This is a genomic window from Streptomyces sp. NPDC001415 (assembly GCF_053597395.1).
In genome coordinates this window covers 55211-79879 of sequence record NZ_JBSFIE010000008.1, presented here as the reverse complement: position 1 = coordinate 79879, position 24669 = coordinate 55211, and the positions used below count along the sequence as shown (strand labels likewise).

Genomic DNA, 24669 nt, shown 5'->3' with positions numbered 1-24669 from the left:
CAACAACGGAATCACTTGTTGGCCAGATGCCGCTCTGCCAGGATCGTCACTCAAATCGAGCTGAAGCTACGAAGAACGTGGGCGACATGGACACCGACAACGGCAACGGCAATCGCACCCCGGCAGCACACCCCTTCCCGGCCCGGGACCGCTTCGCGGCCGGTGCCCAGTACATCGGCGGACGGCTGCGCCCCGGCACCTCAGGACGCCGCCACGCGGTCGTCGACCCGGCGACGGGGAACACGGTGTACGAGTACGAGCTCGCGGGTCCCGCCGATGTCGACGCCGCGGTCGCCGCGGCCAAGGACGCCTTCCCCGGCTGGTCCGGCGCCACCCCCGGCGAGCGCTCCGCCGCCCTGCACCGCCTCGCGGAGGTCCTGGCCGAGCGCGCCGAGGAGTTCGCGCTGGCCGAGTCCCTCCAGTGCGGCAAGCCGATCAAGCTGAGCCGGGAGTTCGACGTACCCGGCACCATCGACAACACCGCGTTCTTCGCGGGCGCGGCCCGGCACCTGGAGGGCAGGTCGGCAGGGGAGTACTCGGGCGACCACACCTCGTACGTACGCCGCGAGCCCATCGGGGTCGTCGGGTCCATCGCGCCCTGGAACTACCCGCTCCAGATGGCCGCCTGGAAGATCCTCCCGGCGATCGCCGCGGGCAACACCATCGTCCTCAAGCCCGCCGAGACCACCCCGCTGACCTCGCTCCTGTTCGCCGAGGCCGCGACGGAGGCCGGCATCCCGGACGGCGTCGTGAACATCGTCACCGGGGCCGGAAAGGACGCGGGCGAGCACCTCGTCGGGCACCCGGACGTCGTCATGACCTCCTTCACCGGGTCCACCGGGGTCGGCAAGCGCGTCGCCGAGATCGCCACGGCCACCGTCAAGCGGCTCCACCTCGAACTCGGCGGCAAGGCCCCCTTCGTGGTCTTCGACGACGCCGATCTGGAGGCCGCCGTGCACGGCGCGGTCGCCGCATCCCTCATCAACTCGGGCCAGGACTGCACCGCCGCCACCCGCGCCTACGTCCAGCGCCCGCTGTACGAGGCCTTCGTCGAGCGGACCGCCGCCCTCATGGAGACCGTCCGGATCGGCGACCCGTTCCGCGAGGACACCGACCTCGGCCCGCTGATCTCGCACGCCCACCGCGACCGCGTCGCCGGATTCGTCGAGCGGGCCAGGGCCTACGCCCGGATCGTCACCGGCGGCGAGGCCCCCAAGAACGACGGCGCCTACTACCGGCCCACCCTCATCGCGGACGCCCCCCAGGACGGCGAGGTCGTCCAGGCCGAGATCTTCGGCCCGGTCCTGGTGGTGCTGCCCTTCGACACCGACGACGAGGGCATCGGCCTCGCCAACGACACCCCCTACGGCCTCGCCGCCTCCGCCTGGAGCCGCGACGTGTACCGCACGGGACGTGCCACCCGCGAGATCAAGGCGGGCTGCGTGTGGGTCAACGACCACATTCCGATCATCAGCGAGATGCCGCACGGCGGCTACAAGGCGAGTGGCTACGGAAAGGACATGTCGGCGTATTCCTTCGAGGAGTACACGCAGGTCAAGCACGTGATGTACGACAACACGGCGGTCGCCGCGAAGGACTGGCACCGCACGATCTTCGGGGACCGATAGCAGAGGCGGCCCGACCAGGCCACCGAACCCACCCGAAAGGGCATTCAGCGCATGGAGCAGTACGAGCCCGAAAGCCTGTCCGCGGCCCAACTGGCCGCCATCCGGCGCAGCATGACCAACGGCCGGGGCGCCCTGACCCGCCGGTCCCTGCTGCGCGCCTCGGGCGTCGGCGCGCTCACCGTCGGCGGCCTCGCCGGCCTGAGCGCCTGTGGCATCCCGGCCGCCAAGAAGGAGAACGGCACCGGACCGTCCAACGCGGACCACTCCGCCCAGGAGAAGGACGTCAACTTCTCCAACTGGACGCAGTACATGGACATCAGCGACGACAAGAAGCACCATCCGACGCTGGACGAGTTCACCCGCCGCACCGGGATCCAGGTCAAGTACACCGAGGACATCAACGACAACGTCGAGTTCTTCGGCAAGATCAAGCCGCAGCTCGCGGCCGGCCAGGACACCGGCCGGGACCTCGTCGTCCTCACGGACTGGCTCGCCGCCCGGCTCATCCGGCTCGGCTGGGCGCAGCAGCTCGACCCGGCGCACCTGCCGCACGCGTACGCCAACCTGGCGCCCCAGTTCCGGATGCCCGACTGGGACCCGGGCCGCGCCTACTCCTATCCCTGGACCGGCATCCCGACCGTCATCGCCTACAACGCCAAGGCGACCGGCGGCAAGAAGGTCGACTCGATCACCCAGCTGCTCGACGACCCGAGCCTCAAGGGCCGGGTCGGCTTCCTGTCCGAGATGCGCGACACGGTCGGCATGACCCTGCTCGACCTCGGCAAGGACCCGGCGAAGTTCACCGACGCCGACTTCGACGCCGCGATCGGACGCCTCCAGAAGGGCGTCGACACCAAGCAGATCCGCCGCTTCACCGGCAACGACTACACCGGCGACCTGGTGAAGGGCGACCTGGCGGCCTGTGTCGCCTGGGGCGGCGACGTCACCCAGCTGCGCTCCGACAACCCGGACATCAAGTACGCGATCCCGGCGGCCGGTTACATGACCTCCAGCGACAACCTGCTGGTCCCGGCGAAGGCCCGGCACCAGAGCAACGCCGAGAAGCTGATCGACTACTACTACGAGCTCCCGGTGGCCGCCAAGCTCGCCGCGTTCATCAACTACCAGTGCCCGGTCGACGGGGTCCGCGACGAACTCGCCAGGATCGACCCGGCGCTCGCGCAGAACGAACTCATCCTGCCGGACCGGGAGATGACCGCGAAGTCCCACTCCTTCCGCTCGCTCAGCGAGGCCGAGGAGACGGCGTACGAGCAGAAGTTCTCCAAGCTCATCGGATCCTGAGCCGCCCCGCGCCCCCTGATCAGAGTCCCCCCTTCCCCTCAACACCCTGGGACCCCACCCATGACAGACAGCACCGCCGGCGGCGACGTCCGCCTCACCGGGATCAGCAAGACGTACGGCTCCTTCACCGCCGTCCACCCGCTCGAACTGACCGTCCCGCAGGGCTCGTTCTTCGCCCTGCTCGGCGCGTCCGGCTGCGGCAAGACCACCACGCTCCGCATGATCGCCGGACTTGAGGAGCCGACCACCGGCACGGTCTTCCTCGGCGACAAGGACGTCACCGACCTGCCGCCCTACAAGCGGCCGGTGAACACCGTCTTCCAGTCGTACGCCCTCTTCCCGCACCTGAACGTCACGGAGAACATCGCCTTCGGGCTGCGCCGGCGGGGCATCAAGTCGGTGAAGAAACAGGTCGACGACATGCTGGAGCTCGTGCAGCTCGGCGACTTCGCGCACCGCAAGCCGCACCAGCTCTCCGGCGGCCAGCAGCAGCGCGTCGCGGTCGCCCGCGCGCTCATCAACCACCCCCAGGTGCTGCTCCTGGACGAGCCGCTCGGCGCCCTCGACCTCAAGCTGCGCCGCCAGATGCAGCTGGAGCTCAAGCGCATCCAGACCGAGGTCGGCATCACGTTCGTGCACGTCACCCACGACCAGGAGGAGGCCATGACGATGGCCGACACGGTCGCGGTGATGAACGGCGGCCGCGTCGAACAGCTCGGCGCCCCGGCCGACCTGTACGAGAACCCGAAGACCACGTTCGTCGCGAACTTCCTCGGCACCTCCAACCTCATCGAGGCCGAGATCGTGGAATCGAGCGGCGACGACATCGTGGTCAGCGCGGGCGGCGCCAAGCTGAGGCTGCCCGGGGGGCGATGTCCGGCCGCCACGACCAGCGGCGGCAAGATCCTCGTCGGCGTACGCCCCGAGAAGATCTCGCTCGCGCACCGCGACGACGAGGGCGCGATCGCGGAGGGCCGCAACCGCGTCCCGGGCCGCATCGTCGACTCGTCCTTCATCGGCGTCTCCACCCAGTACCTGGTGGACTCCCCGGCGGGCAACGGGCTCTCCGTGTACGAGCAGAACATCGAGCGCGACACCCGGCTCACCCCCGGCGCCGAGGTCGTCCTGCACTGGAACCCGGCGCACACCTTCGGCCTGGACGCCGCCCAGGCCATCGACGCGGGCGTCGAGAAGGTCGAGGACGCCGCGTGACCGCCCTGGCCGAAGCGGCCCCTTCTCAACAAGGCGACCTCCCGGTGCGCAAGGGCTCCACCCGCAAGCGGCTCGTCCCGTACTGGCTGCTGCTGCCCGGCATCCTCTGGCTGATCGTGTTCTTCGCGCTGCCGATGGTGTACCAGGCCTCAACTTCCGTACAGACAGGCTCACTTGAGAAGGGCTTCCAGGTCACCTGGCACTTCCAGACGTACTGGGACGCCTTCAAGGAGTACTACCCGCAGTTCGTCCGCTCCCTGCTCTACGCGGGAACCGCGACCCTGCTGTGTCTGCTGCTCGGCTATCCGCTGGCCTATCTGATCGCCTTCAAGGCGGGCCGTTGGCGCAACCTGGTCCTGGTCCTCGTCATCGCGCCGTTCTTCACCAGCTTCCTGATCCGCACCCTGGCGTGGAAGACGATCCTGGCCGACGGCGGTCCGGTGGTGCACGCGCTGGGCTCGCTGCACGTCCTGGACGTCACCAACTGGCTGGGCTGGACCGAGGGCAACCGGGTCCTGGCCACGCCCATGGCGGTGGTGTGCGGACTCACGTACAACTTCCTGCCGTTCATGATCCTGCCGCTCTACACCTCCCTTGAGCGCATCGACTCCCGGCTGCACGAGGCGGCCGGCGACCTGTACGCGACGCCCGCCACCACCTTCCGCAAGGTGACGTTCCCGCTGTCGATGCCCGGGGTCGTCTCCGGCACCCTGCTCACGTTCATCCCGGCCAGCGGCGACTACGTGAACGCCGAACTGCTGGGCTCCACCGACCAGAAGATGGTCGGCAACGTCATCCAGTCGCAGTTCCTGCGGGTCCTCGATTACCCGACGGCCGCCGCCCTCTCCTTCATCCTGATGGCGATCGTCCTGATCATGGTCACCGTCTACATCCGCCGAGCCGGGACGGAGGAACTGGTCTGATGCCCGTTCTCAAGTGGCTGCGCCGCAACCTCGTGGTCATCGCGGGGCTCGCGACGCTCGCGTATCTGATCCTGCCGAACGTCGTCGTGATGGTGTTCTCGTTCAACAAGCCGAACGGGCGCTTCAACTACTCCTGGACGCGGTTCTCGACCGACGCCTGGCAGGACCCGTGCGGGGTCGCCGACATGTGCGGCTCGCTGTCGCTGTCGCTCCAGATCGCCCTGTGGGCGACGATCGGCTCGACCGTGCTCGGCGCGATGATCGCGTTCGCCCTGGTGCGCTACCGGTTCCGGGCGCGCGGCGCGATCAACTCGCTGATCTTCCTGCCGATGGCGATGCCCGAGGTCGTGATGGCCGCGTCCCTGCTCACGCTCTTCCTCAACATGGGCGCGCAACTGGGCTTCTGGACGATCCTCATCGCCCACATCATGTTCTGCCTCAGCTTCGTCGTCACCGCCGTCAAGGCCCGTGTGATGTCCATGGACCCGCGCCTTGAGGAGGCCGCGCGCGATCTCTACGCGGGTCCCGTCCAGACATTCCTGCGGGTGACGCTGCCGATCGCCTCGCCCGGCATCGCGGCGGGCGCGCTGCTCGCCTTCGCGCTCTCCTTCGACGACTTCATCATCACCAACTTCAACGCGGGCTCCACCGTGACCTTCCCCATGTTCGTGTGGGGCTCGGCGCAGCGCGGCACACCCGTGCAGATCAACGTCATCGGGACGGCCATGTTCATCATTGCCGTCGCGGTGGTCGCAGCCGGACAATTCATTGCGAACCGGCGCAAGAACAGCGCGAAAGCGTAACCGAACGCAGTTCCTGAGGGAGTTGGAATCATGGCCGTGACCCGAGCCATGAACAGTGCAGCACGACAGTCCCTGGCGGGCGCGAAGCCCGTCCCCTTCTGGCTGGAGGACCCCGGCCGCCCCGAGGCCCTGCCCGCCCTCACCGGCGACGAGAAGTGCGACCTCCTCGTCGTCGGCGGCGGCTACAGCGGGCTGTGGACCGCGCTCATCGCCAAGGAGCGCGAGCCGGGCCGCGACGTCGTCCTCATCGAGGGCAAGGAGATCGGCTGGGCCGCCTCCGGCCGCAACGGCGGCTTCTGCGCCGCCTCCCTCACCCACGGCCTCGGCAACGGACTCGCCCGCTGGCCGCACGAGCTGGCCCGGCTCGAAAAGCTGGGCGCGGCGAACCTCGACGCCATCCAGGCCGCCGTCGCCCGCTACGACATCGACTGCGACTTCGAGCGGACCGGCGAGATCGACGTCGCCACCGAGCCCCACCAGCTCGAAGAGCTGCACGAGATGTACGAGGAGGCGACGAACCTCGGCTTCGGCGGGCTCGAACTCCTCGACGAGGAGGCCCTGCGGGCCGAGGTCGACTCACCCACCTTCCTCGGCGGGCTCTGGGACCGCGACGGCGTCGCCATGCTCCACCCGGCCAAGCTCGCCTGGGGCCTGAAGCGGGCCTGCCTCGATCTGGGCGTACGGATCTACGAACACACCCCGGGCCTCTCGCTGGCCCGGGTCGGCACCGGCATGGGCGTGCGCACCCCCTACGGCAAGATCCGCGCGGAGCACGTGGCGCTCGGAACCAATGTGTTCCCCTCGCTGGTCAAGCGGCTTCGGCCGTACACGGTCCCGGTGTACGACTACGCGCTGATGACCGAGCCGCTGAACGCCGCCCAGCTCGCGTCGATCGGCTGGCACCGGCGCCAGGGGCTCGGGGACTCGGCCAACCAGTTCCACTACTTCCGGCTCTCCGCCGACAACCGCATCCTGTGGGGCGGCTACGACGCGGTGTACCAGTACGGCGGGAAGGTGCGCAGCGAGTACGACGACCGGCCCGAGACCTACGCCAAGCTCGCCGAGCAGTTCTTCCACTGCTTCCCGCAGCTGGAGGGACTGCGCTTCAGCCACGCCTGGGGCGGCGCGATCGACACCTGCTCGCGCTTCTCGGCGTTCTTCGGCACCGCCCACGCCGGCCGGGTCGCGTACGCCGCCGGATACACCGGGCTCGGGGTCGGGGCGACCCGGTTCGGCGCCGAGGTGATGCTCGACCTCCTGGCGGGGGAGCACACCGAGCGCACCGACCTTGAGATGGTGCGCACCAAGCCGCTGCCCTTCCCGCCGGAACCGGTGGCCTGGGCGGGCATCGGCCTCACCAAGTGGTCGCTCGCCCGCGCCGACGAGAACGGCGGCCGGCGCAACCTGTGGCTCAAGGCGATGGACCGGGTCGGCCTCGGTTTCGACAGCTGACACGGTTCGACTGCTTGATCACGTCGTGCGCCCCCGGTCACGCCGGGGGCGCACTTCTTCCGTTCATGGTGTGACCCAGTTCACTACTGCGAGGTGCCCGAAGTCGCGTCATAGCCCGGCCCGTCGGCCCTCTCGCTCGTGGACGCACTGGCTGTGCCCAGTGGAGTGGGACCGGACGGAGGACGGCAATGAGTGCCTCGGGGTCGAAGACCGCGGTGGAATGGCTGGCGTCGGTGGCGCCGGATCCCGACGCCTGCCGGTGGGAATGGGAGCGAAGCCCCCTGGGGATCGCTCTCCTTCCGGCCGGCAGGCGCTGGGACGTACTGATCCTGCCGGGCGAGCTCGGAGGTCACACGCTCGACGTGCTGACCCGGCTCGTGGACCGGCCGGGTCCCGTGCTCGCCGACTTCGGCGACGAGCGGATGGGTTTCTTCGTGCCGCCGGGCACGGCGGCACGGTGGCTCGGCACGGGGGTGCGCGGGGCGGGTGCCGGCACCTGGATCGTGGTGCCGTACCCGGGCCGGGCGACCGGCGGGGTGCGCTGGCTGGTGCCGCCCGACGGCTCGGGCACCCTCACCGACCCGACCCTCCTGGAGCTGGCGATGCACGAGGCGGCGGCTCGCATCGCGCGGGACGGGGGCAAGCGGGACTGACGCCGGGCTGCTCAGTGCCAGAGGTCTTGACAACCTGATTGGTCTGGACCATGTTGTGCGGGCTCCGTGTCTCAATTCCCCCTTGCCAGGAGGCAGTTGTGGACCGCACCAGACATCCGGCCCGCCGGTCATCCCTGTTCGCCGCCCTGACGGCGGCCGCCCTCGCCGCGGCCGGACTCGTCGCCACGGCGCCGTCCGCGCGCGCCGCCGACACCGACCTCATCCGCAACGGCGGCTTCGAATCCGGACTCGACGGCTGGAGCTGCACCGCGGGCAGCGGCGCAGTCGTCTCCTCACCCGTGCGCAGCGGCACCGGCGCCCTGAAGGCGACCCCGGCCGGCAGCGACAACGCGCAGTGCTCCCAGAGTGTGGCCGTCCAGCCCAACTCCACCTACACGCTGAGCAGTTGGGTGCAGGGCAGCTACGTCTACCTCGGCGCCTCGGGCACCGGCACCACCGACGTGTCGACCTGGACCCAGTCCGCGCCGTCCTGGCAGCAGCTGACGACCAGCTTCAAGACCGGCACGAGCACCACCTCGGTGACCGTCTACACGCACGGCTGGTACGGCACCCCCGCGTACGAGGCCGACGACGTCACCCTGATCGGCCCCGGCGGCGCCCCCGTCCGGATCCCCGCCGCCCCCGCCGGGCTCACCGCCTCCGGCGCCACCTCCTCCAGCATTGGCCTGAGCTGGTCCCCGGCCACCGGCGCCACCGGCTACAACGTGTACCGGGACGGCGCCAAGGCGGCCTCGGTGAACGGGACTTCGGCCACCGTCACGGGCCTTTCCCCGAGCACCTCGTACGCCTTCCAGGTCACCGCGACCAACTCCGCGGGCGAGTCCCCGAAGTCGGCCACCGTCACCGCGGCCACCACGGGCGGCGGAGGCAACCCGGGCGGCGGACACGCGCTCGTCGGCTATCTGCACGCGTCCTTCGCCAACGGCGCGGGCTACACGCGCATGGCGGACGTCCCCGACGACTGGAACATCATCGATCTCGCCTTCGGCGAACCGACCTCGGCGACCTCGGGCGAAATCCGGTTCAACCTGTGCCCGGTCAGTGAGTGTCCGACGGTCGAGTCGCCCGGGGACTTCAAGGCGGCCATCAAGGCCAAGCAGGCCGCGGGCAAGAAGGTGCTCATCTCGATCGGCGGCCAGAACGGACAGGTCCAGCTCACCACGACCGCCGCCCGCGACACCTTCGTCTCCTCCGTCTCGAAGATCATCGACGACTACGGCCTGGACGGCCTCGACATCGACTTCGAGGGCCACTCCCTGTCACTGAACACCGGCGACACGGACTTCAGGAATCCGACAACTCCCGTCATCGTCAACCTCATTGACGCCCTGAAGACCCTCAAGGCCAAGTACGGCTCGAAGTTCGTCCTGACGATGGCCCCGGAGACGTTCTTCGTGCAGCTCGGGTACCAGTACTACGGCTCCGGCCCCTGGGGCGGGCAGGACCCGCGCTGCGGCGCCTACCTCCCGGTCATCTACGCGCTGCGCGACTCGCTCACCCTGCTGCACGTCCAGGACTACAACTCGGGCTCGATCATGGGCCTCGACAACCAGTACCACTCGATGGGCGGCTCGGACTTCCACATCGCCATGACCGACATGCTGCTCACCGGCTTCCCCGTCGCGGGCGACACCTCGAAGACGTTCCCCGCGCTGCGGCCCGACCAGGTCGCCATCGGCCTGCCCGCCTCCACTCAGGCGGGCAACGGCTGGACCAGCCCCGCCGAGGTCACCAAGGCCCTGGACTGCCTGACGAAGAGGGCGAACTGCGGCTCGTACCAGACCCATGGAACCTGGCCGGCCCTTCGCGGCCTGATGACGTGGTCGATCAACTGGGACCGCTTCAACGGCCGCGAGTTCTCGAAGAACTTCGACGCATACCCGTGGAGCTGACCACCAGGAGCGCCCCGCACAGACACCAACTGCCCACCACGTCAAGGGGCCAGTGGTAGCCGTGCAGGACCAGACCGATGCCCGTCGCCGCGGTGAGCGCCCCCGCGGCGGCGGGCATCAGCCACGTGCGGCGTGCGTACGGGGACAGGAGCAGCGCGGCCCCTCCGTACGCCACCATCGCGGTCGCCGTGTGGCCCGAGGGGTAGTAGCCGGTGGCGGCCTCCAGCGGGCCCGGCCGGGCGATCCAGTCCTTCAGCGGCACGATCAGAAGTGGCACGACCGCCATCGTGACGGCGGCGATCAGCGCCTGGCGGCGCAGGCCGCGCCACAGGGCGTACGCGATGGCGGCGGCCAGGACGGGGAGCGCGACCGGCATGCTGCCGAGGTCGGCGAGGGCCTGCGCGAGCGCGGACGGCCCGTGGCCGGTCACCGCCCGGTCCAGGCGCTCGTCGAGACGGCGCAGCGGGCCGCCGGAAGCGACCTGCCAGGTGATGACCGCGAACACGCACAGGAGCGTGGCGACCCCGGCGGAGAGGAAAGCCGGCCGCCCCGGAACAGGGGGGGAGGTTCCGGGGCGGCCGCCAGGACCGGCGTACCGCGCGCCCCGGGGGGTGTGGGGCGGACGGTCATCCGATCGGTGAGGAGTTCCGGAGCCGGAGGCTCCAGTGGTGTGCGCGAGGGCACGACCAGGGCAAGGCTGGGGATGCTCCGCCCTGGAATCGCCCGCAGTCCCCTGCGGGCGGGGTGTTTCTCTCATCTGCAGAAACCGTACGGCAGACCGCGGGGGACCGACAGCGGGAACTCCAACCCGCCATTGGCCCCCCACACGTTCTTCACAGGGGGTGCCGGCCTCTCGGTGTCACACGCCGGTGAAGGCCTGCTCGATGATGTCGAGGCCCTCGTTCAGCAGGTCCTCGCCGATGACCAGCGGCGGCAGGAAGCGCAGGACGTTGCCGTACGTTCCGCAGGTCAGGACCAGGAGGCCCTCCGCGTGGCAGGCCTTGGCGAGGGCGCCCGCGGCCTCCGGGTTCGGGGTCTTCGAGGCGCGGTCCTTGACCAGCTCGATGGCGATCATGGCGCCGCGGCCGCGGATGTCGCCGATGATGTCGTACTTCTCGGCCATGGTCGCCAGGCGGGCCTTCATGACCTCCTCGATGCGCTTGGCCTTGCCGTTGAGGTCGAGCTCCTTCATCGTCTCGATCGCGCCCAGCGCGGCGGCGCAGGCCACCGGGTTGCCGCCGTAGGTGCCGCCGAGGCCGCCCGCGTGCGCGGAGTCCATGATCTCGGCGCGGCCCGTCACGGCGGCGAGCGGCATGCCGCCCGCGATGCCCTTGGCGGTCGTGATCAGGTCCGGGACGATGCCCTCGTCCTCGCAGGCGAACCACTGACCGGTGCGGCAGAAGCCGGACTGGATCTCGTCCGCGACGAACACGATCCCGTTGTCCTTGGCGAACTGGCTGATCGCGGGCAGGAAGCCCTTGGCCGGCTCGATGAAGCCGCCCTCGCCGAGCACCGGCTCGATGATGATCGCGGCGACGTTGTCCGCGCCGATCTGCTTGTTGATCATGTCGGTGGCCTGCGCGGACGCCTCGGCACCGGCGTTCTCCGGGCCGGTCAGCCAGCGGTAGCCGTACGCCACGGGCACGCGGTAGACCTCGGGCGCGAACGGACCGAAGCCGTTCTTGTACGGCATGTTCTTGGAGGTCAGCGCCATCGTCAGGTTGGTGCGGCCGTGGTAGCCGTGGTCGAAGACGACGACGGCCTGGCGCTTGGTGTACGCGCGGGCGATCTTGACGGCGTTCTCGACGGCCTCGGCGCCCGAGTTGAACAGCGCGGACTTCTTGGCGTGGTCGCCCGGCGTCAGCTCGGCGAGCTGCTCGGCGACGGCGACGTAGCCCTCGTACGGCGTGACCATGAAGCAGGTGTGCGTGAAGTCCTGCAGCTGGGCGCTGGCGCGGCGCACCACGGCCTCGGCGGAGGCGCCCACCGACGTCACCGCGATGCCGGAGCCGAAGTCGATCAGGCGGTTGCCGTCGACGTCCTCGATGATGCCGCCGCCCGCGCGCGCGGTGAAGACGGGCAGCGTGGAGCCCACACCGGCGGCGACGGCCGCGAGGCGGCGGGCCTGAAGCTCCTGCGACTTCGGGCCGGGGATGGCGGTGACGACGCGGCGCTCCTGCGGGATCGCGCTCATGAGGGGCTCCTGGAGATTTTCGTGGGGATTCGGACGCTTCCTTGGCTTTCTTGGCAGGCTAAGGCGCACGAACGGGCCGTGGCATGCGCCGTTCGGTAGTGGTGGGGGTGTGTCCCTTGTCCTCGGCGGACAGTTCCCCCGGGCGGGTGCGCGGTGCCCGGCAGCGGTGAACCGTCGTGTCCTGCCACTAGATTGAGCGTCGCACCGCTCGGAACGGACCTGGCTGGTCAGGGGGCAAGGGGTCGATGGACACCGAAGGCACGCACGACGCACGCGGCACCCGTTCGGGGGCGGTCCCGCGCCCCGTAGTGCCGCCCCCGCGCCCGCCGCTCCCGCCCCGGCCCGTCGAGGCGCCCCCGGCCGGGCCCGCCCTCGGCGACTGGCTGCGCACCCCGCGTGCCCCCGCCGAACCGGGCCTGTGGCGCTTCGGCCACAAGCCGCGGCCGGACGCGGACCCGGACCGGGTGCCCGACCGGGCCCTCATCGTCGGCGCGCTCGTGGCCCTGCTCGCGGCCACCCTTGTCTGGTCGCTGTGGACCAACGGCTACATCCCCCACAGCCGCGTGCTGCTCGAACTGTTCACGCCGACGGAGTGGTGGAGCTATCCGCGGCCGCCGGAGGCGCGGACCGCGATCATGGTCTACAACAGCCTCTTCGCCGCGCTGCTGATGTTCGTCTTCGGCCGGATGGGTAACTGGCTGGAGGTCTTCCGGCGGTACGCGGTCGACTGCCCGCAGCCGGAGCGGACCCTGCGGACCGGTCTGGCGGGAGCGGTCGCGGTGTGGCTGGTGATCGGGACCAGCCTGTTCCCGTTCTTCTTCACCATCTGGAGCCTGTTCCCGCTGTCCTGGACCACCGGCGACGGCGACCGGGCGGTGGCTACGTTCGTCAATTACGCGCTGTACGTACTGGTCGGCGGCGCGGTGCTCTGGCCCTTCGCCAAGGCGGGCGACTGGCTCGGCCACTTCCGCGGGCGCAAGGCCGCCCCCCCGGCGCACAGCCCGGCCGCCCCCACCGCCGCCCCCGCGACCTCCCCCGCCGACTGGCCCCAACTTCGCTCCGCCGGGCAGGACGCGCTGGCCGACCGGCTCGTGGCCGAGGAGCGGGGCGGCCGTATGAACGACGTCGACTGCGTACGGATCCGGCGGGCCTGGGCGAGCGTGAAGGCCGACCCGTCCCGGCTCGGGGCGTTCGCCGAGGCGGTCGCCGGCCAGGGCGCGCGGGCCTGTCTGCATCCCTCGGGCGATCGCGATCTGCCCGCCCGCGCGGCCACCCACGACCTCCTCACCTCGCAGGTACGGCTCGGCCGCTACCCCGACACGGAGCGCACCCCGGCCGCCCGCAGGGGCGCGGGGGCCGCCGTCGACCCGGCCGCGCTCGGCTCGTCGCTCCTCGCGGTCGGACCGTTCGGCTCGGGCAAGACCCGGCACCTGGTGCGGCCCGTGGTGGAGTCGCTCGCGCTCCAGGCGCTCGCCGGGAAGGCCGCCGTCGTCGCGGTGTGCGCGGCGGGCACCCCGCTCGGCCCGGACGACGGCTACGACGTGGTGATCAAGCCCGGCGACGCCTCCTCGGCGTACGACCTCGACCTGTACGGCGGCACCGCCGACCCCGACGAGGCCGCCACCCTGCTCGCCGAGGCCTTCGCCGGAGACATCCCCGAGGTCGACTCGCGGCGGGCCGCGACCGCGCTCGCCCAGCTGCTCGGCCCCTACCGCGCGGCCCACGGACGCTTCCCCTCCGTCCCGGTCCTGCGCGAGCTGCTCGACGGCTCGCCCGGCGCGACGCAAGAGCTCCGGGCGAGCCTCGACGCCGAGGCACACCGCTCCTATCACCGCGAACTCGACGCCAGGGAGCGGCAGTTGGGCACCCCGGGCGACCCGGGGCTCGCGCTCGCCGCCCGCGTCGCGGTTCTCGACCGGCCCGCCTTCGAGGGCTTCTTCGACACCACCGGCGAGACCCGGCCGTTCTCGCTGCGCTCGCTTGAACACCCGCTGCGGGTCCGCGTCGACGTGCCCGAGCGCGGCCACCCGGAGGCGGCGCACCTGCTGACCCGGCTGATCCTGGCCCAGTTCACCGCCGGGGCGGCCGCCCGCCGGGACCGCTCGCTCTTCGCCTTCCTGGCCGTCGACGACGCCACGCACGCCGTCACCGCCGAGTCCGTACGGGCCCTGCAACGGCTGCGGAACTGCAACGCCGGGGTGCTGCTCACGCTGCGCGCGCTCGGCGACGTACCGGAAGCGCTGCACACCTCGCTGCTCGGCTCTGTCGGCTGCCACATGACGTTCTCCGGGGTCACCACCTGGGACGGGCGGCTCTTCGCGCAGGCGTGGGGCACCGAGTGGGTGGAGACCACCGAGGTCGCCAAGCACACCGTGTTCGCCGACCAGCCGCTCACCCGGGCGGTCCACGCGCTGCGCAAACTCGTCACCGGCAAGGCCGTCACCACCGACGCCGTCACCGTGCGCAAGGTCGAACGGGAACGCTGGTCGGCCTCCGAGCTCGCCCACCAGGTGCCCGCCGGGCACGCGGTGCTCTCACTGACGACCGTGAAGGGAGAGCACGCGCCGCCGCTCCTGGTGGACCTACGGGCATGAGACCGGTACTGACCGGTCGGACGGCTCGGCGGAACCTGGCCGGGCTGGCAAAATGGAGTTGCCCCGTTCATACGGGACGTAGCAATTACTGCCATGGTCATGGTTACGTCTGCTGCGTCCTGCACTCCTGACTTCCCGTACTCCCGATTTTCTGCCGCGAAGGTAACCCGGTCCCATGCCGCCCACGCTCGCCTCGCTCGTCCAGCACTCGGCGCTCAAGCTCACCGTGCGGGCGGGGGAGGACCACCTGGACCGCCCGGTGCGCTGGGCCCACGTCAGCGAACTCGCCGACCCCGTCCCGTACATGGAGGGCGGCGAGCTGCTGCTCACCACCGCGATGACGCTGGACGCCGAGGACCTCCAGGCCATGCGCCGGTACGTGCGCAGGCTGGCCAGGGCCGGGGTGGTCGGGCTCGGCTTCGCGATCGGGGTCAACTACGACACCGTGCCCGACGCGCTGCTCACCGCCGCCCGCGAGGAGGACCTCCCGCTCCTGGAGGTGCCCCGGCGCACCCCGTTCCTGGCCATCTCCAAGGCGGTCTCGGCGGCCATCTCCGCCGACCAGTACCGCGCGGTCACCGCCGGGTTCGAGGCGCAGCGCGAGCTGACCAAGGCGGCGCTTTCCGACGGCCCGGCCGTCCTGATCGCCAAGCTCGCCGCGCACGTCGACGGCTGGGCCGCGCTGTACGACACCTCCGGCGCGGTCGTGGCCGCCGCCCCCGACTGGGCCGCGCGGCGCGCCGCCCGGCTCGCCCCGGACGTCGCCCGGCTGCGCGAGCGCGCCGCCCCCGCCAGTGCCGTGGTCGGCGCCGACGACGCCTCCGGCGACCGGGTCGAGCTCCAGTCGCTCGGCACCGGACGCCGGGTGCGGGGAGCGCTTGCCGTGGGTACGGGGGCGCCCCTCGGCACGGCGGAGCGGTACGCGGTGCACTCGGCGGTGGCCCTGCTGACCCTGACGACTGAACGCTCCCGCTCGCTCCAGGCCGCCGAGCAGCGCCTCGGCGCGGCCGTGCTCCGCATGCTGCTCTCCGGACAGCAGGACCACGCCCGCGCGGTCGCGGGCGATCTTTACGGCGGGCTCCTGGACGCGCCGTTCCGCCTGGTCATCGCCGAACCCGCGGGGGAGGGCGACCCCGCCGGGCTCGGCGCGCTCGCCGAGACCATGGAGTCGGCTGCCGCGCGCTGCGGCGAAGCGGTGCTCGTGGTGCCGGAGGGGGCGCGGCTGGTCGTCCTTGCGGCGGACGGCGGCGAGGCCGTCGCGGCCTGCAAGGCCCACGAGGCCGCCGAGGGCGAGGAACTCGTCATAGGCCTCTCCGCGCCGGCCGGGCCGATCGCGGCGGCCTCCGCGTACAAGCAGGCCGAGCAGGCGCTGTCGGTGGCCCGGCGGCGGGGCCAACTGCTCGTGGAACACGAGCAGTTGGTGGCGGGGTCCGTGCTGCCGCTCCTCGCGGACGATGCGGTGCGGGCGTTCGCGGACGGGATGCTCCGTGCGCTGTACGAGCACGATGCGACGGGCCGTGGCGACTTGGTGGCCTCGCTGCGGGCGTGGCTGTCGCGGCACGGCCAGTGGGACGCGGCGGCGGCGGACCTCGGTGTGCACCGGCACACCCTGCGGTACCGGATGCGCCGGGTGGAGGAAATCCTGGGCCGCTCCCTGGACGACCCGGACGTCCGCATGGAGCTGTGGCTGGCCTTGAAGGCGACGTCGGCCCCGGACGCGTGAGCTTTCCCCCACCCCGCCCCTTCCCGAGACCCTCCGGGGGTGTGGATGGGCTGAGCTGGACTCCTGGGGCTCCGCCCCAGACCCCGTTCGCGCCTCAAGGGCGCTCGTCCTCAAACGCCGGACGGGCTGAGGAAGCCGGTGCGGGTCGGCACCGGTACTGCCAGGGGCGCGGGGAACTGCGCGCTCAGCCAGGCACGGTCCGCACCCGACCGACGGCACGCCCTCCCCATCCGCCGGAGGCTTTCGGGAAGGGGTGGGGTGGGGGCCTAACGCGGGTCTGAGGCGGAGCCCTGGGCGTCGCGGCCGGGCGGGACGACAAAGCGGCGCACCCCGGGGCCCGATCACTCCACCCCGGACAAACGCGCACCCCCGCCCCCCGGCCTACCGTGAGGGCATGACTTCTACCACCGCCTTCTGGCTCGCCGGCCGCGAGGCCACCGGCGACGACAGCTTCGATGTCACCTCGCCCTGGGACGGCCGCCGAGTCGCCTCGGTGAGCATTCCGACCGACGCCCAGGTCGAGGAGGCCGTGGCCGCGGCGCACGCCGTCGTGGAGGAGTTCGCGGCGACCCCCGCGCACGTACGGGCCGCCGCCCTCGACCACGTATCGAAGCGGCTCACCGAGCGCACCGAGGAGATCGCCCAGCTGATCTCCGCCGAGAACGGAAAGCCGATCAAGTGGGCCCGCGGCGAGGTCGGCCGCGCGGTCTCCGTGTTCCGCTTCGCGGCCGAGGAGGCCCGCCGCTTCAACGGCGGCGAGGCCCAGCGACTGGACACCGACGGCGGCGGCGTGGGCCGCCTCGCCCTGACCCGCCGCTTCCCCAAGGGCGTCGTCCTCGGCATCGCCCCGTTCAACTTCCCGCTGAACCTGTGCGCCCACAAGGTCGCCCCGGCCATCGCGGTCGGCGCCCCGATCGTGCTCAAGCCGGCCCCGGCCACCCCGCTGTCGGGCCTCATCCTCGGCGAGCTGCTCGCCGAGACCGAGCTGCCCGCCGGCTCGTGGAGCATCCTGCCGGTCGCCAACGACAAGATGCCGGCCCTGGTGCAGGACGACCGCCTCCCGGTCATCTCCTTCACCGGCTCCGACAAGGTCGGCTACGCGATCATGGACTCGGTGCCGCGCAAGCACTGCACCCTGGAACTCGGCGGCAACGGCGCGGCCGTCGTCCTCGCCGACTGGGCCACCGAGGCGGACCTGGACTGGGCGGCGACCCGCATCGCCACCTTCTCCAACTACCAGGGGGGCCAGTCCTGCATCTCGGTGCAGCGCGTCATCGCGGACGCCGCCGTCTACGACCGGCTGCTGCCCAAGATCGTCGCCGCCGTCGAGGCGCAGGTCACCGGCGACCCGTCCGACTCGGCCACCGACGTCGGCCCGCTGGTCAGCGAGGACGCCGCCAAGCGCGTCGAGTCCTGGGTCGACGAGGCCGTACAGGCGGGCGCCAAGCTGCTCGCCGGCGGCAAGCGCGAGGGCGCCTCCTACGCGCCGACCGTGCTCACCGAGGTCCCGGCCGGCACCACGCTGGCCTGCGAGGAGGTCTTCGGGCCGGTCCTGACCGTACAGAAGGTGGACGGCGAGGCCGAGGCGTTCGCCGCGGTCAACTCCTCCAAGTACGGCCTCCAGGCAGGGGTGTTCACGCACGACCTCCAGACCGCCTTCCGCGCCCACCGGGCCCTGGAGGTCGGCGGCGTGATCATCGGCGACGTGCCGTCCTACCGCGCCGACCAGATGCCGTACGGCGGCGCCAAGGCCTCCGGCGTCGGCCGCGAGGGCGTCCGCTACGCGATGGACGACTACACCTACGAGCGCGTCCTCGTCCTGACGGGCCTCGCCCTGTAGCAGACGGGCCTTGCCCCGCGGGCGCGGGCGATGCGAGACCGGCGGCCGGAACCCACTGTGCGGGGGTTCCGGCCGCCGTCGTGCGTCCGGGCGGGCGCGAGGGGTGGTCCAAGTGCCGGGAATCGGGTACATACGGACGAGTAGCACCACCCGGTAACGGGCAGCCGCCCGCACCCGTCAGCCCGCGGCGAGGAGAACCCCTCATGACCGCACCACAGCACACGCCCAAGGTCTCCGAGCGCGAGGCGCGCCAGGTCGCCGAGGCCGCCCGCGAGCAGGACTGGCGCAAGCCCAGCTTCGCGAAGGAACTCTTCCTCGGCCGGCTGCGCCTCGATCTGATCCACCCTCATCCACTGCCCGCCCCCGACGACGTGGAGCGCGGCGAGGCCTTTCTCGCCAAGATGCGCGACTTCTGCGAGACCCGCGTCGACGGCCGCCTGATCGAGCGCGAGTCGCAGATCCCCGACGAAGTCGTGAACGGGCTCAAGGAGCTCGGCGCCTTCGGGATGAAGATCGACACGAAGTACGGCGGCCAGGGGCTGACCCAGGTCTACTACAACAAGGCGCTCACGCTGGCCGGTTCGGCGAGCCCCGCCATAGGCGCACTGCTCTCCGCGCACCAGTCGATCGGCGTGCCCCAGCCGCTGAAGCTGTTCGGCACCCAGGAGCAGAAGGGCACCTTCCTGCCCCGCTGCGCCCGTACCGACATCTCGGCCTTCCTGCTCACCGAGCCCGACGTGGGCTCCGACCCGGCCCGCCTCGCGACCTCCGCGGTGCCGGAGGGCGACGAGTACGTCCTGGACGGCGTGAAACTGTGGACCACCAACGGCGTCGTCGCGGACCTCCTCGTCGTGATGGCCCGGGTGCCCAAGTCCGAGGGCCACAAGGGCGGCATCACGGCCTTCGTCGTCGAGGCGGACTCGCCGGGCGTCACCGTCGAGAACCGCAACGCGTTCATGGGCCTGCGCGGCATCGAGAACGGCGTCACCCGCTTCCACCGGGTCCGCGTCCCGGCCGCCAACCGGATCGGCCCCGAGGGCTCCGGCCTCAAGATCGCCCTGACCACCCTCAACACCGGCCGCCTCTCGCTGCCCGCGCTCTGCGTCGGCGGCGGCAAGTGGTGCCTGAAGATCGCCCGCGAATGGGCGGGCGTACGCGAGCAGTGGGGCCGTCCGGTCGCCCGGCACGAGGCGGTCGGCGCCAAGATCTCCTTCATCGCCGCGACCACGTTCGCGCTCGAAGCCATGACGGACCTCTCCTCGCAGATGGCCGACGAGGACCGCAACGACATCCGCATCGAGGCCGCCCTCGCCAAGCTGTACGGCTCGGAGATGGCCTGGCTGATGACGGACGAGCTGGTCCAGATCCGCGGCGGCCGCGGCTTCGAGACCGCGGACTCGCTCGCGGCCCGCGGGGAGCGGGCCGTCCCCGCCGAGCAGATGCTCCGCGACATGCGGATCAACCGGATCTTCGAAGGCTCGACGGAGATCATGCACCTGCTGATCGCCCGCGAGGCGGTCGACGCCCACCTGTCCGTCGCGGGCGACCTCATCGACCCCGACAAGTCCCTCCAGGACAAGGCAAGGGCGGGCGCGAACGCGGCCGGGTTCTACGCCAAGTGGCTGCCCAAGCTGGTCGCCGGTCCGGGTCAACTCCCGCGGTCGTACGGCGAGTTCGGGCCACTCGCCCAGCACCTCCGGTACGCCGAGCGCTCCGCGCGCAAGCTCGCCCGCTCGACGTTCTACGCGATGTCCCGCTGGCAGGGCCGGATGGAGACCAAGCAGGGCTTCCTCGGCCGGATCGTCGACATCGGGGCCGAACTGTTCGCGATGAGCGCGGCCTGCGTACGGGCCGAGCACCTGCGCTCCAGCGGCGAACACGGCCGCGAGGCGGTCCAGCTGGCCGACACGTTCTGCCGCCAGTCCCGGATCCGCGTGGAGGAACTCTTCACCCGGCTGTGGAGCAACACCGACGACCTCGACCGGAAAATCGTCGACGAGGTCCTCGCCGGTTCGTACACCTGGCTGGAGGAGGGCGTCCTCGACCCGTCCGACGACGGCCCCTGGATCGCGGACGCGACCCCCGGCCCGGCCAAGCGCGACAACGTCCACCGCCCCATCCGCTGAGCCGGCCACCGGGACCGGAGCGGGAGGTTCCGATCCGGTCCCGGCGGACGCGGGCGCCGCCCCGACAGCGGGGTACGGGACGGCGCCCGGGCACTCGTCCCGGTCCTCTTGGCAGGAGCGCTGTCCGGGCCCACAGGCGATGCGGCAACAATGGGGGGATGAGCGACAGCCCAGCCCCCCTCGCCGACCCCCACATCGCCTTCGATCCAGTCGTCGGCCGACGCGATGTGGTGGTCCTCGGATCCACCGGGTCCATCGGTACCCAGGCCATCGACCTGGTCCTGCGCAACCCCGACCGCTTCCGCGTGACCGCGCTCTCGGCCGCCGGCGGCCGGGTCGAGCTGCTCGCCGAGCAGGCCCGGCGGCTGCGGGTCGCCGCCGTCGCGGTGGCGCGCGAGGACGCCGTGCCCGCGCTGCGCGAGGCGCTGGCGGCGCAGTACGGCGCCGAGCCGCTCCCCGAGATCCTCGCGGGCCCGGACGCGGCCGCCGAGCTCGCGGCCTCCCCCTGCCACACCGTCCTCAACGGGATCACCGGCTCGATCGGGCTCGCCCCGACGCTGGCCGCGCTCGAAGCCGGCCGCACGCTCGCGCTCGCCAACAAGGAGTCGCTGATCGTCGGCGGCCCGCTCGTGAAGGCGATCGCGAAGCCCGGCCAGATCATTCCGGTCGACTCCGAGCACGCGGCTCTCTTCCAGGCGCTGGCCGCCGGCAAGCGCGCCGATGTGCGCAAGCTCGTCGTGACCGCGTCCGGCGGGCCCTTCCGGGGACGTACCAAGAGCGAACTCGCCGACGTGCGCCCGGCCGACGCCCTCGCCCACCCCACCTGGGCGATGGGCCCCGTCATCACGGTCAACTCGGCGACCCTGGTCAACAAGGGCCTGGAGGTGATCGAGGCCCACCTGCTCTACGACATCCCCTTCGAGCGCATCGAGGTCGTCGTCCACCCCCAGTCCTACGTCCACTCCATGGTCGAGTTCACCGACGGCTCCACGCTGGCGCAGGCGACCCCGCCGGACATGCGCGGGCCCATCGCGATCGGGCTCGGCTGGCCCGAGCGGATCCCGGACGCGGCGCCCGCCTTCGACTGGTCCAAGGCCTCGACCTGGGAGTTCTTCCCGCTCGACAACGACGCGTTCCCGTCGGTGGGACTCGCCCGGCACGTCGGGGAACTGGGCGGGACGGCTCCGGCGGTGTTCAATGCCGCGAACGAGGAGTGCGTGGACGCGTTCCTGGCCGGGCGACTCCCGTTCAGCGGGATCATGGAGACGGTGACCGAGGTCGTCGACGAACACGGAACGCCGCGGACGGGAACTTCCCTCACGGTCTCGGACGTCCTGGAAGCGGAGACCTGGGCACGCGCCCGGGCCCGGGAACTCGCGGTGAAGGCAACAGCGGAGGCACGCGCATGACGATCCTGTTGACGGTCCTCGGCATAGCGCTCTTCGCCGTGGGGCTGCTCATCTCCATCGCGTGGCACGAGCTCGGCCACCTCTCCACGGCCAAGCTCTTCGGTATCCGCGTGCCCCAGTACATGGTCGGCTTCGGCCCCACCATCTGGTCGCGCAAGAAGGGCGACACGGAGTACGGGATCAAGGCGATTCCGGCCGGCGGGTACATCCGCATGATCGGCATGTTCCCGCCCGGCGCGGACGGCCGCATCGAGGCGCGGTCGACCTCGCCGTTCCGCGGCATGATCGAGGACGCCAGGGCCGCGGCCTTCGAGGAGCTCCAGCCCGGCGACGAGGACCGGCTCTTCTACACGCGCAAGCCCTGGAAGCGCGTCATCGTCATGTTCGCGGGCCCGTTCATGAACCTGATCCTCGCGGTCGCGATCTTCCTCACCGTCCTCATGGGCTTCGGCATGGCGACCCAGACCACCCAGGTCGCGGGCGTCCAGAAGTGCGTGATCGCGCAGAGCGAGAAGCGCGAGACCTGCAAGCCGGGCGACGCGGCCTCGCCCGCCGAGGCCGCGGGCATGAAGACCGGCGACAAGATCGTCGCGTTCAACGGAAAGCCCGTGAAGGACTGGTCCGACCTCTCGGACCGCATCCGCGAGACCATCGGCCCGGCCACGATCACCGTGGAGCGGGGGGGCCAACAGGTCGTCCTGCACCCCACGCTCGCCAAGAACATGGTGGCCAAGAAGGACTCCGACGGCCAGGTCGTCCCCGATCAGTACGTCCCGGCCGGCTACCTGGGCTTCGCCGCCAAGACCGAGATCCAGCCGCTCAGCTTCGGCGCGTCCGTGAACCGCATGGGCGACATGGTCGAGAACGGCGTGCACTCGATCGTCGCCCTGCCCGGCAAGATCCCGGACCTGTGGAACGCTGCCTTCGACGGCGGCGAGCGCAAGGCCGACTCCCCGGTCGGCGTGGTCGGCGCGGCCCGCCTCAGCGGCGAGGTGCTCAACCTGGACGCCCCGACGCAGAACATCATCGCGACGTTCCTGTTCCTGCTCGCGGGCTTCAACCTCTCGCTGTTCCTGTTCAACATGCTGCCGCTGCTGCCGCTGGACGGCGGCCACATCGCGGGCGCCCTGTGGGAGTCGGTGCGCCGCAACCTCGCCCGCGTCCTCAAGCGCCCCGACCCGGGCCCGTTCGACGTGGCGAAGCTGATGCCGGTCGCGTACGTGGTGGCCGGAATCTTCATCTGCTTCACGCTGCTCGTGCTCGTGGCGGACGTGGTGAACCCGGTGAAGATCACCTAGCCGGTCGCGGGGGAGAGGTCTGCCGTACGCCGGTGGTGTACGAGTTGTCGTACGCAGACAGGGGCGGCCGGGTGCACAGCGTGCCCGGGCCGCCCCTTCGCGTGAACTCCGGGGGCACCGTGTGCTCGGGGCCCTCAGGGTGACGTAACCTCGAAGGCTGGAGCCCGCCGATCTCGGGACCTTGATCCACACCTTGGGGTTGCACAGCAGATGACTGCGATTTCACTGGGAATGCCGTCCGTACCGACCAGGCTGGCCGAGCGTCGCAAGAGCCGCCAGATCCAGGTCGGTTCCGTGGCGGTCGGCGGGGACGCACCCGTCTCGGTGCAGTCCATGACCACGACGAGGACGTCGGACATCGGTGCGACGTTGCAGCAGATCGCCGAGCTGACGGCGTCCGGCTGTCAGATCGTGCGGGTGGCGTGTCCGACGCAGGACGATGCCGATGCGCTGGCGACGATCGCGCGGAAGTCGCAGATCCCGGTGATCGCGGACATTCACTTCCAGCCGAAGTACGTGTTCGCGGCGATCGACGCGGGGTGTGCGGCGGTGCGGGTGAATCCGGGCAACATCAAGCAGTTCGACGACAAGGTCAAGGAGATCGCGCTGGCTGCGAAGGACGCGGGCACGCCGATCCGGATCGGTGTGAACGCGGGCTCGCTGGATGCGCGGCTGCTGAAGAAGTACGGCAAGGCGACGCCGGAGGCGCTGGTCGAGTCGGCGCTGTGGGAGGCGTCCCTCTTCGAGGAGCACGGCTTCCGCGACATCAAGATCTCGGTGAAGCACAACGATCCGGTCGTGATGGTCAACGCCTACCGTCAGCTGGCCGCGCAGTGCGACTACCCGCTGCACCTGGGCGTGACCGAGGCGGGCCCGGCCTTCCAGGGCACGATCAAGTCGGCGGTGGCTTTCGGCGCGCTGCTCGCCGAGGGCATCGGTGACACCATCCGGGTCTCGCTGTCCGCGCCTCCCGCCGAGGAGATCAAGGTCGGTATCCAGATCCTGGAGTCGCTGAATCTGCGGCAGCGCCGGCTGGAGATCGTGTCGTGTCCTTCGTGCGGGCGCGCCCAGGTGGATGTGTACAAGCTGGCCGAGGAGGTCACGGCGGGCCTGGAGGGCATGGAGGTTCCGCTGCGGGTGGCGGTGATGGGCTGTGTGGTGAACGGTCCGGGCGAGGCGCGTGAGGCCGATCTGGGTGTGGCGTCGGGCAACGGCAAGGGGCAGATCTTCGTGAAGGGCGAGGTCATCAAGACGGTCCCGGAGTCGAAGATCGTGGAGACGCTGATCGACGAGGCGATGAAGATCGCGGAGCAGATGGAGAAGGACGGCATCACGTCGGGCGAGCCGCAGGTGTCGGTGGCGGGCTGAGTTTCCCCCACCCCGCCCCTTCCCTAGACCCTCCGGGGGTTGGGGGGAGGGGCGGATTTGTGTCGGCTGCGGGCCGCGGGTAGCTGGTCGCTCCCCCAAGTTCTCGGCTTCTCCCCCAAGTTCTCGGCTTCGCTCGAACAGGGGGGACCCCCATGAACAGGGGGACCCCCATCGCGGCGGAGCCGCACATGTCACAGCCCCGCGCCCCTAGCAGGGTTGATCCTGGCCAGC

At 71.0% G+C, this 24669-nt stretch carries 17 protein-coding genes; 15 read left to right on the top strand and 2 right to left on the bottom strand.

Going from position 1 to position 24669, the window contains the following annotated elements:
- Nucleotides 1–86 precede the first annotated feature (86 nt).
- From ACWC2B_RS13100 to ACWC2B_RS13065, 8 genes are all read left to right on the top strand, one after another.
- Nucleotides 87–1628, top strand: coding sequence for a gamma-aminobutyraldehyde dehydrogenase (locus tag ACWC2B_RS13100; protein ID WP_450716550.1), 1542 nt, complete (start codon nt 87–89; stop codon nt 1626–1628).
- A gap of 51 nt (nt 1629–1679) precedes the next feature.
- Nucleotides 1680–2930: a polyamine ABC transporter substrate-binding protein gene (locus tag ACWC2B_RS13095; RefSeq protein ID WP_450716549.1), complete on the top strand. Its 1251-nt coding sequence runs from the start codon at nt 1680–1682 to the stop codon at nt 2928–2930.
- Between the two features lie 60 nt (nt 2931–2990).
- Nucleotides 2991–4142: an ABC transporter ATP-binding protein gene (locus ACWC2B_RS13090; RefSeq protein WP_450716548.1), complete on the top strand. Its 1152-nt coding sequence runs from the start codon at nt 2991–2993 to the stop codon at nt 4140–4142.
- Complete coding sequence (locus ACWC2B_RS13085) at nt 4139–5065, top strand: ABC transporter permease (protein ID WP_450716547.1); 927 nt, start codon at nt 4139–4141, stop codon at nt 5063–5065. The genes ACWC2B_RS13090 and ACWC2B_RS13085 overlap by 4 nt, the downstream gene beginning before the upstream one ends.
- Complete coding sequence (locus ACWC2B_RS13080; protein ID WP_450716546.1) at nt 5065–5868, top strand: ABC transporter permease; 804 nt, start codon at nt 5065–5067, stop codon at nt 5866–5868. The genes ACWC2B_RS13085 and ACWC2B_RS13080 overlap by 1 nt, the downstream gene beginning before the upstream one ends.
- A 30-nt stretch (nt 5869–5898) precedes the next feature.
- Nucleotides 5899–7320 carry an NAD(P)/FAD-dependent oxidoreductase gene (locus ACWC2B_RS13075; protein WP_450716545.1) on the top strand — a complete coding sequence of 474 codons (1422 nt, stop codon included), beginning with the start codon at nt 5899–5901 and terminating at the stop codon, nt 7318–7320.
- Nucleotides 7321–7508: 188 nt separating this feature from the next.
- Nucleotides 7509–7973 carry a hypothetical protein gene (locus tag ACWC2B_RS13070; RefSeq protein ID WP_450716544.1) on the top strand — a complete coding sequence of 155 codons (465 nt, stop codon included), beginning with the start codon at nt 7509–7511 and terminating at the stop codon, nt 7971–7973.
- A gap of 98 nt (nt 7974–8071) precedes the next feature.
- Complete coding sequence (locus ACWC2B_RS13065; RefSeq protein ID WP_450716543.1) at nt 8072–9886, top strand: chitinase; 1815 nt, start codon at nt 8072–8074, stop codon at nt 9884–9886.
- Here ACWC2B_RS13065 and ACWC2B_RS13060 read toward each other — a convergent pair.
- A complete protein-coding gene (locus tag ACWC2B_RS13060; protein WP_450716542.1) occupies nt 9837–10643 on the bottom strand; it encodes a phosphatase PAP2 family protein in 807 nt (268 codons plus the stop codon). The two genes, ACWC2B_RS13065 and ACWC2B_RS13060, sit on opposite strands and share 50 nt — an antisense overlap.
- Nucleotides 10644–10745: 102 nt before the next feature.
- Nucleotides 10746–12080 (bottom strand): 4-aminobutyrate--2-oxoglutarate transaminase, encoded by a 1335-nt coding sequence (gene gabT, locus ACWC2B_RS13055; RefSeq protein WP_450716541.1) that lies wholly within the window; start codon nt 12078–12080, stop codon nt 10746–10748.
- Between the two features lie 245 nt (nt 12081–12325).
- Here gabT and ACWC2B_RS13050 point away from each other — a divergent pair, with 245 nt between their 5' ends.
- The 7 genes from ACWC2B_RS13050 (at nt 12326) to ispG (ending at nt 24438) form a co-directional block, all read left to right on the top strand.
- Entirely contained in the window at nt 12326–14674 is a 2349-nt protein-coding gene (locus ACWC2B_RS13050; RefSeq protein ID WP_450716540.1) for an ATP/GTP-binding protein, read from the top strand.
- A gap of 175 nt (nt 14675–14849) precedes the next feature.
- The gene (locus ACWC2B_RS13045; protein WP_450716539.1) at nt 14850–16397 is read left to right on the top strand and encodes a PucR family transcriptional regulator; all 1548 of its coding nucleotides are present in this window, start codon (nt 14850–14852) and stop codon (nt 16395–16397) included.
- A gap of 394 nt (nt 16398–16791) precedes the next feature.
- Nucleotides 16792–18237 carry an aldehyde dehydrogenase family protein gene (locus tag ACWC2B_RS13040; RefSeq protein ID WP_450716538.1) on the top strand — a complete coding sequence of 482 codons (1446 nt, stop codon included), beginning with the start codon at nt 16792–16794 and terminating at the stop codon, nt 18235–18237.
- Between the two features lie 203 nt (nt 18238–18440).
- A complete protein-coding gene (locus ACWC2B_RS13035; protein WP_450716537.1) occupies nt 18441–20363 on the top strand; it encodes an acyl-CoA dehydrogenase family protein in 1923 nt (640 codons plus the stop codon).
- A gap of 158 nt (nt 20364–20521) precedes the next feature.
- Nucleotides 20522–21772: a 1-deoxy-D-xylulose-5-phosphate reductoisomerase gene (gene dxr / locus ACWC2B_RS13030; RefSeq protein ID WP_450716536.1), complete on the top strand. Its 1251-nt coding sequence runs from the start codon at nt 20522–20524 to the stop codon at nt 21770–21772.
- Nucleotides 21769–23070: a M50 family metallopeptidase gene (locus tag ACWC2B_RS13025; protein ID WP_450716535.1), complete on the top strand. Its 1302-nt coding sequence runs from the start codon at nt 21769–21771 to the stop codon at nt 23068–23070. Before dxr ends, ACWC2B_RS13025 begins: the two co-directional genes overlap by 4 nt.
- Nucleotides 23071–23280: 210 nt before the next feature.
- Complete coding sequence (gene ispG / locus ACWC2B_RS13020; protein ID WP_450716534.1) at nt 23281–24438, top strand: flavodoxin-dependent (E)-4-hydroxy-3-methylbut-2-enyl-diphosphate synthase; 1158 nt, start codon at nt 23281–23283, stop codon at nt 24436–24438.
- The last annotated feature ends 231 nt before the right edge of the window (nt 24439–24669 follow it).

What these genes read in the sequence shown, in the direction of transcription:
- ACWC2B_RS13100 (WP_450716550.1), top strand. Translation starts at nt 87, where the DNA reads ATGGACACCGACAACGGCAACGGCAATCGCACCCCGGCAGCACACCCC.
- ACWC2B_RS13095 (WP_450716549.1), top strand. Translation starts at nt 1,680, where the DNA reads ATGGAGCAGTACGAGCCCGAAAGCCTGTCCGCGGCCCAACTGGCCGCC.
- ACWC2B_RS13090 (WP_450716548.1), top strand. Translation starts at nt 2,991, where the DNA reads ATGACAGACAGCACCGCCGGCGGCGACGTCCGCCTCACCGGGATCAGC.
- ACWC2B_RS13080 (WP_450716546.1), top strand. Translation starts at nt 5,065, where the DNA reads ATGCCCGTTCTCAAGTGGCTGCGCCGCAACCTCGTGGTCATCGCGGGG.
- ACWC2B_RS13075 (WP_450716545.1), top strand. Translation starts at nt 5,899, where the DNA reads ATGGCCGTGACCCGAGCCATGAACAGTGCAGCACGACAGTCCCTGGCG.
- ACWC2B_RS13070 (WP_450716544.1), top strand. Translation starts at nt 7,509, where the DNA reads ATGAGTGCCTCGGGGTCGAAGACCGCGGTGGAATGGCTGGCGTCGGTG.
- ACWC2B_RS13060 (WP_450716542.1), bottom strand. Translation starts at nt 10,643, where the DNA reads ATGAGAGAAACACCCCGCCCGCAGGGGACTGCGGGCGATTCCAGGGCG.
- gabT (WP_450716541.1), bottom strand. Translation starts at nt 12,080, where the DNA reads ATGAGCGCGATCCCGCAGGAGCGCCGCGTCGTCACCGCCATCCCCGGC.
- ACWC2B_RS13050 (WP_450716540.1), top strand. Translation starts at nt 12,326, where the DNA reads ATGGACACCGAAGGCACGCACGACGCACGCGGCACCCGTTCGGGGGCG.
- ACWC2B_RS13045 (WP_450716539.1), top strand. Translation starts at nt 14,850, where the DNA reads ATGCCGCCCACGCTCGCCTCGCTCGTCCAGCACTCGGCGCTCAAGCTC.
- ACWC2B_RS13040 (WP_450716538.1), top strand. Translation starts at nt 16,792, where the DNA reads ATGACTTCTACCACCGCCTTCTGGCTCGCCGGCCGCGAGGCCACCGGC.
- ACWC2B_RS13035 (WP_450716537.1), top strand. Translation starts at nt 18,441, where the DNA reads ATGACCGCACCACAGCACACGCCCAAGGTCTCCGAGCGCGAGGCGCGC.
- dxr (WP_450716536.1), top strand. Translation starts at nt 20,522, where the DNA reads ATGAGCGACAGCCCAGCCCCCCTCGCCGACCCCCACATCGCCTTCGAT.
- ACWC2B_RS13025 (WP_450716535.1), top strand. Translation starts at nt 21,769, where the DNA reads ATGACGATCCTGTTGACGGTCCTCGGCATAGCGCTCTTCGCCGTGGGG.
- ispG (WP_450716534.1), top strand. Translation starts at nt 23,281, where the DNA reads ATGACTGCGATTTCACTGGGAATGCCGTCCGTACCGACCAGGCTGGCC.